This window comes from Escherichia sp. XD33 (genome assembly GCF_019375075.1).
In the GTDB taxonomy this organism is placed as follows: domain Bacteria; phylum Pseudomonadota; class Gammaproteobacteria; order Enterobacterales; family Enterobacteriaceae; genus Enterobacter; species Enterobacter flexneri_A.
Window position 1 is genome coordinate 1 of record NZ_JAENDM010000104.1, and the last position, 5,289, is coordinate 5,289.

9 protein-coding genes and 1 pseudogene are annotated in these 5,289 nt (G+C 43.4%); 8 read left to right on the forward strand and 2 right to left on the reverse strand.

The window, feature by feature from the left end:
- Positions 1-18: 18 nt before the first annotated feature.
- A pseudogene (locus K0778_RS27990) lies at positions 19-192 on the reverse strand (hypothetical protein); the annotation flags it as partial.
- A 69-nt stretch (positions 193-261) separates the two neighbouring features.
- Here K0778_RS27990 and K0778_RS27995 point away from each other — a divergent pair.
- The 3 genes from K0778_RS27995 (at position 262) to K0778_RS24680 (ending at position 1,723) form a co-directional block, all read left to right on the forward strand.
- Positions 262-468: a hypothetical protein gene (locus K0778_RS27995; RefSeq protein WP_000547968.1), complete on the forward strand. Its 207-nt coding sequence runs from the start codon at positions 262-264 to the stop codon at positions 466-468.
- Between the two features lie 24 nt (positions 469-492).
- Positions 493-780, forward strand: coding sequence for a hypothetical protein (locus K0778_RS24675; protein WP_000107535.1), 288 nt, complete (start codon positions 493-495; stop codon positions 778-780).
- Between the two features lie 121 nt (positions 781-901).
- On the forward strand, positions 902-1,723 hold the full coding sequence (locus K0778_RS24680; protein WP_153449150.1) for a DUF932 domain-containing protein: 822 nt from the start codon (positions 902-904) through the stop codon (positions 1,721-1,723).
- A 296-nt stretch (positions 1,724-2,019) separates the two neighbouring features.
- Here the strand turns inward: K0778_RS24680 and K0778_RS24685 are convergent, their stop codons facing one another.
- Positions 2,020-2,622 carry a transglycosylase SLT domain-containing protein gene (locus K0778_RS24685; protein WP_000243712.1) on the reverse strand — a complete coding sequence of 201 codons (603 nt, stop codon included), beginning with the start codon at positions 2,620-2,622 and terminating at the stop codon, positions 2,020-2,022.
- A 320-nt stretch (positions 2,623-2,942) separates the two neighbouring features.
- Here K0778_RS24685 and traM point away from each other — a divergent pair, with 320 nt between their 5' ends.
- From traM to traL, 5 genes are all read left to right on the forward strand, one after another.
- Entirely contained in the window at positions 2,943-3,326 is a 384-nt protein-coding gene (traM, locus tag K0778_RS24690; RefSeq protein ID WP_001151524.1) for a conjugal transfer relaxosome DNA-binding protein TraM, read from the forward strand.
- Positions 3,327-3,512: 186 nt separating this feature from the next.
- The gene (traJ, locus tag K0778_RS24695) at positions 3,513-4,202 is read left to right on the forward strand and encodes a conjugal transfer transcriptional regulator TraJ (protein WP_039002187.1); all 690 of its coding nucleotides are present in this window, start codon (positions 3,513-3,515) and stop codon (positions 4,200-4,202) included.
- Between the two features lie 98 nt (positions 4,203-4,300).
- On the forward strand, positions 4,301-4,696 hold the full coding sequence (gene traY, locus K0778_RS24700; protein ID WP_001309237.1) for a conjugal transfer relaxosome DNA-bindin protein TraY: 396 nt from the start codon (positions 4,301-4,303) through the stop codon (positions 4,694-4,696).
- Between the two features lie 32 nt (positions 4,697-4,728).
- Positions 4,729-5,091 carry a type IV conjugative transfer system pilin TraA gene (gene traA / locus K0778_RS24705; RefSeq protein ID WP_000994784.1) on the forward strand — a complete coding sequence of 121 codons (363 nt, stop codon included), beginning with the start codon at positions 4,729-4,731 and terminating at the stop codon, positions 5,089-5,091.
- Positions 5,092-5,095: 4 nt separating this feature from the next.
- A partial coding sequence (gene traL, locus K0778_RS24710; RefSeq protein WP_137521776.1) for a type IV conjugative transfer system protein TraL occupies positions 5,096-5,289 on the forward strand: 194 nt, incomplete at its 3' end.

A 5,289-nucleotide genomic window follows, 5' to 3' on the forward strand; every position in this document is an offset into this window, starting at 1 on the left:
TCGCTACGGTCCGATGCGTGAAAACCCCGGGCTTGCAGCGACCGTTCCGGTCGCGCCGCCTCTGTCGCGCCGTGGCCTGCGCTCCTTACATCCCGGCAAAAGGCCGCCGGGATGTAAGGCGCAACGCCGTTTCGCAAACCGCGCTTCACGTCGTTGCGGCGGGTCCCTGCCCGTTGTTGTGTCCGGTGCCATTCACCTGTTTAAGCCCCTGTCGCCGGGGGCATAGACAGCCACAACCGTCTCCGCCAGTCCAGGGGTGAAATGCACATCCCGCAAAACTTTTTGCCCAGAAGCAGGCAAAAACTTTTGCGGTCTGCCCCCGGACAGTCGTTTCCGGCCGTGGCAGTGATGCCCCATGCGGCGAAGGTTCTCAAACAGGTGATGGTGAATACCGGAGGGAACAAAAGGCAGGTCCCCGCAAAACGTCAAAACCGCGGCTCCCGAAACTCAACAGATGATGGGGGCTGAAAACCAGAGAGAGGAGAAAGCAGGATGAGTACCCGAAATATCCACGTTAACACCGCGTCGTACACGCTTCTTGTTGCCGGGAAGAAAAAAAACACCGGGGAAGAGTGGGACGTCCTGGAATTCAGCAGCCTGACTGAGCTGAAAAAATATCGCAAAAGCCACCCGGAAAAGATGGCCTTCAGTTATAGCTACGCGCTCAGTCAGGGTGTGGATAAGCAGTTCCGCCATATCAACATTGCGGAAGCCGATCACTTCAAACAGTTCCTGCGTCAGATTAAGCGTGCCGGCCTCGATATCCGGGCGATCTGCTGACCGGATGTGATGAATACCTCTCCTGATTGTTGCAATCTTGTTAATGGAGATCGGGGGGGGGGATGATATTAAGCGGAAAAATTTTTTATTAAATTTATTCTTTCATAAAGGAGTAGCTGTTATGCGATTAGCTTCCCGTTTTGGTCGGTATAATTCCATCCGCCGTGAACGTCCTTTAACGGATGATGAATTAATGCAGTTCGTGCCTTCGGTATTTTCCGGTGATAAACATGAGTCCCGGAGTGAACGTTATACGTATATTCCAACAATCAATATCATCAATAAGTTACGTGATGAAGGTTTCCAGCCATTCTTTGCCTGTCAGAGTCGGGTTCGTGATTTGGGACGTCGCGAATACAGTAAACATATGTTACGTCTTCGCAGGGAAGGGCATATTAACGGACAGGAAGTTCCTGAAATTATCCTGCTTAATTCACATGATGGTTCATCCAGTTATCAGATGATCCCCGGAATTTTTCGTTTTGTCTGCACAAATGGCCTGGTGTGCGGAAATAATTTTGGCGAAATCCGCGTTCCACATAAAGGTGATATTATCGGGCAGGTTATCGAGGGAGCGTATGAAGTGCTCGGTGTCTTTGATAAGGTCACTGATAATATGGAGGCGATGAAAGAAATTCATCTTAACAGTGACGAGCAACATTTATTTGGCAGAGCTGCACTGATGGTCAGGTATGAAGATGAAAATAAAACGCCAGTGACACCTGAACAGATAATTACTCCCCGTCGTCGGGAAGACAAACAGAACGATCTCTGGACAACCTGGCAGCGGGTTCAGGAGAATATGATAAAAGGTGGATTATCGGGGCGAAGTGCCTCCGGGAAAAATACCAGGACAAGAGCCATTACAGGTATTGATGGTGATATAAGAATCAACAAGGCGTTATGGGTGATTGCCGAACAGTTCAGAAAGTGGAAGTCATGATAATATAAGTAAAGCCCCGAAAAAATTTTCGGGGCTTTACTTATATTATCATTTTTCGGCATTGCTGTGTCGTCTGATATACCTCAATTTCATCAACCGGCTTTCCGGTTGTCTGTAAATATTGTGCCTGCGAAAAATGGTCTGGCAGGAGGCTGCGCAGTTACCGGGTATATATAAGATGGGTTCCCGCTTCGCGGGGCTTCGGCCAGTCAGTATTGTCACTCATATGATATTTTTGTGTGTGGCCTTCCATGCCGCTTTTGCGGCATAACCGGTATCTGACAATGTCTGTAAGATTAATTGTTCTGCACGCTGTTAATTTCCGGAAGTGATTTCTTCGTGGCCGGAAGCCGGATACCTTTACTGCTTTTTATCCCGGTATAAATCCGGTAAACATCTGATGCGTAGGCAAGACGTCTCTGGTTCTGGCGTTCGGTTTTCCTGAATCCGGCATTGTATGCACCAACGGCCTCCCAGGTGACGCCCCATTTTTTAAATGCTATTGCCAGATAATAAGCACCGGTATAAATGTTCATGCAGGGATCTGTTGTCAGATGTTCTGGCTTAATTCCGTAGCGGGCCAGTTCGTTAAAATGCTGGGAATCTACCTGCATCAGTCCGCTGCCATATCCCGTTACCGGATTAATACCGATGGCATTAACCCGGTAACGGGATTCTTGCCATGATATTGCTCTCAGTAAATCAGGATCTATTTTGTAATCCCGGCCTGCAAGATCAAAGCAATCAGTGGCCTGGCAGATCTCATTTATAAACATCAGGCAGATGGCTAACATCCATTTTTTCATTTTTCCACCTCTGGTGACTTTATCCGTAAATAATTTAACCCACTCCACAAAAAGGCTCAACAGGTTGGTGGTTCTCACCACCAAAAGCACCACACCCCACGCAAAAACAAGTTTTTGCTGATTTTTCTTTATAAATAGAGAGTTATGAAAAATTAGTTTCTCTTACTCTCTTTATGATATTTAAAAAAGCGGTGTCGGCGCGGCTACAACAACGCGCCGACACCGCTTTGTAGGGGTGGTACTGACTATTTTTATAAAAAACATTATTTTATATTAGGGGTGCTGCTAGCGGCGCGGTGTGTTTTTTTATAGGATACCGCTAGGGGCGCTGCTAGCGGTGCGTCCCTGTTTGCATTATGAATTTTAGTGTTTCGAAATTAACTTTATTTTATGTTCAAAAAAGGTAATCTCTAATGGCTAAGGTGAACCTGTATATCAGCAATGATGCCTATGAAAAAATAAATGCGATTATTGAGAAGCGTCGACAGGAAGGGGCAAGGGAAAAAGATGTCAGTTTTTCAGCAACAGCTTCAATGCTTCTTGAACTGGGGCTTCGTGTACATGAGGCTCAGATGGAGCGTAAAGAGTCTGCATTTAATCAGACTGAGTTTAATAAATTGCTTCTTGAATGCGTTGTAAAAACACAATCATCAGTAGCGAAAATTTTGGGTATTGAGTCTCTCAGTCCTCATGTCTCCGGAAATCCAAAGTTTGAATATGCCAATATGGTTGAAGATATCAGGGAGAAGGTATCATCTGAGATGGAACGATTTTTTCCAAAAAATGATGATGAATAAAAGAAATTTGACTTCGTTCAAATATCAGAGTTTTTATGATTTAAAAAGGTGACAGTACGAAAGATAATTAGTATATTAATTACGTGGTTAATGCCACGTTAAAATTTGAATTTGAAAATCGCCGATGCAGGGAGTTCTCTCCTCCCTGCATCGACTGCCCATAGAATCCTTTGTGAGGAGGTTCCTATGTATCCGATGGATCGTATTCAACAAAAACATGCTCGTCAAATAGATCTGCTGGAAAATCTGACGGCAGTTATTCAGGATTATCCAAATCCAGCCTGTATCAGGGACGAAACTGGAAAATTTATTTTTTGCAATACGCTGTTTCATGAGTCATTTCTTACACAAGATCAAAGTGCTGAAAAATGGCTTCTGTCGCAGAGAGATTTTTGTGAATTGATCTCTGTCACAGAGATGGAAGCATACAGGAATGAGCATACGCATCTTAATCTTGTAGAGGATGTTTTTATTCAGAACAGATTCTGGACAATATCTATTCAGTCATTTCTTAATGGACACAGAAATATCATTCTGTGGCAATTTTATGATGCTGCTCATGTTCGTCATAAAGACAGTTATAATCAAAAAACGATTGTCAGTGATGATATCAGAAATATAATCAGAAGAATGAGTGATGATTCTTCTGTATCATCATATGTAAATGATGTCTTTTACTTATATAGCACCGGAATCAGTCATAATGCTATAGCAAGAATATTAAACATATCCATCTCCACATCAAAGAAACACGCGTCTCTGATATGCGACTACTTCTCTGTTTCTAATAAAGATGAGTTAATCATCTTACTCTACAATAAAAAGTTTATTCATTATTTGTACGAGAAGGCTATGTGTATCATAAATGCGCGTTAATAAAGTGTTAATAAAATATAGACTTTCCGTCTATTTACCTTTTCTGATTATTCTGCAAACATAAGTAGTAACCAGAAGATAAACAGCGGGAGGTGTTATTGAAAAGATTTGGTACACGTTCTGCAACAGGTAAGATGGTAAAACTAAAATTACCTGTAGATGTGGAAAGTCTATTAATTGAGGCAAGTAACAGAAGCGGAAGAAGTCGATCGTTTGAGGCAGTAATAAGACTTAAAGATCATCTTCACCGCTATCCAAAGTTTAACAGGGCAGGGAATATCTATGGTAAGTCGCTGGTTAAGTATCTGACAATGCGTCTGGATGATGAAACTAACCAGCTACTTATTGCAGCCAAAAATCGTAGTGGATGGTGTAAAACAGATGAGGCTGCAGACAGAGTTATTGATCATTTGATCAAGTTTCCTGATTTTTATAACTCGGAGATATTCAGGGAGGCAGATAAAGAGGAAGATATAACATTTAATACACTCTAGTTTTATTCATTTATCCGAAATTGAGGTAACTTATGAATGCTGTTTTAAGTGTTCAGGGTGCTTCTGCACCCGTCAAAAAGAAGTCGTTTTTTTCTAAATTCACTCGTCTGAATATGCTTCGCCTGGTACGCGCTGTGCTCCCGGCTGCTGTTCTGATGATGTTCTTCCCGCAACTGGCGATGGCTTCCGGTAGTCAGGACCTGATGGCAAGTGGTAACTCCACGGTTAAGGCGACCTTCGGTAAGGACTCCAGTGTTGTTAAATGGGTTGTTCTGGCTGAAGTTCTGGTCGGTGCTGTCATGTACATGATGACCAAAAACGTCAAGTTCCTGGCCGGTTTTGCCATCATCTCTGTATTTATTGCTGTGGGTATGGCCGTCGTTGGCCTGAAATAAAACGATGTCGGGAGACGAGAATAAACTTAAGAAATATCGTTTCCCGGAAACACTGACCAACCAGAGCCGCTGGTTTGGACTGCCACTGGATGAACTGATCCCCGCAGCAATCTGTATTGGCTGGGGTATCACAACATCGAAATATCTGTTCGGTATTGGTGCAGCGGTTCTGGTTTATTTCGGGATTAAAAAACTGAA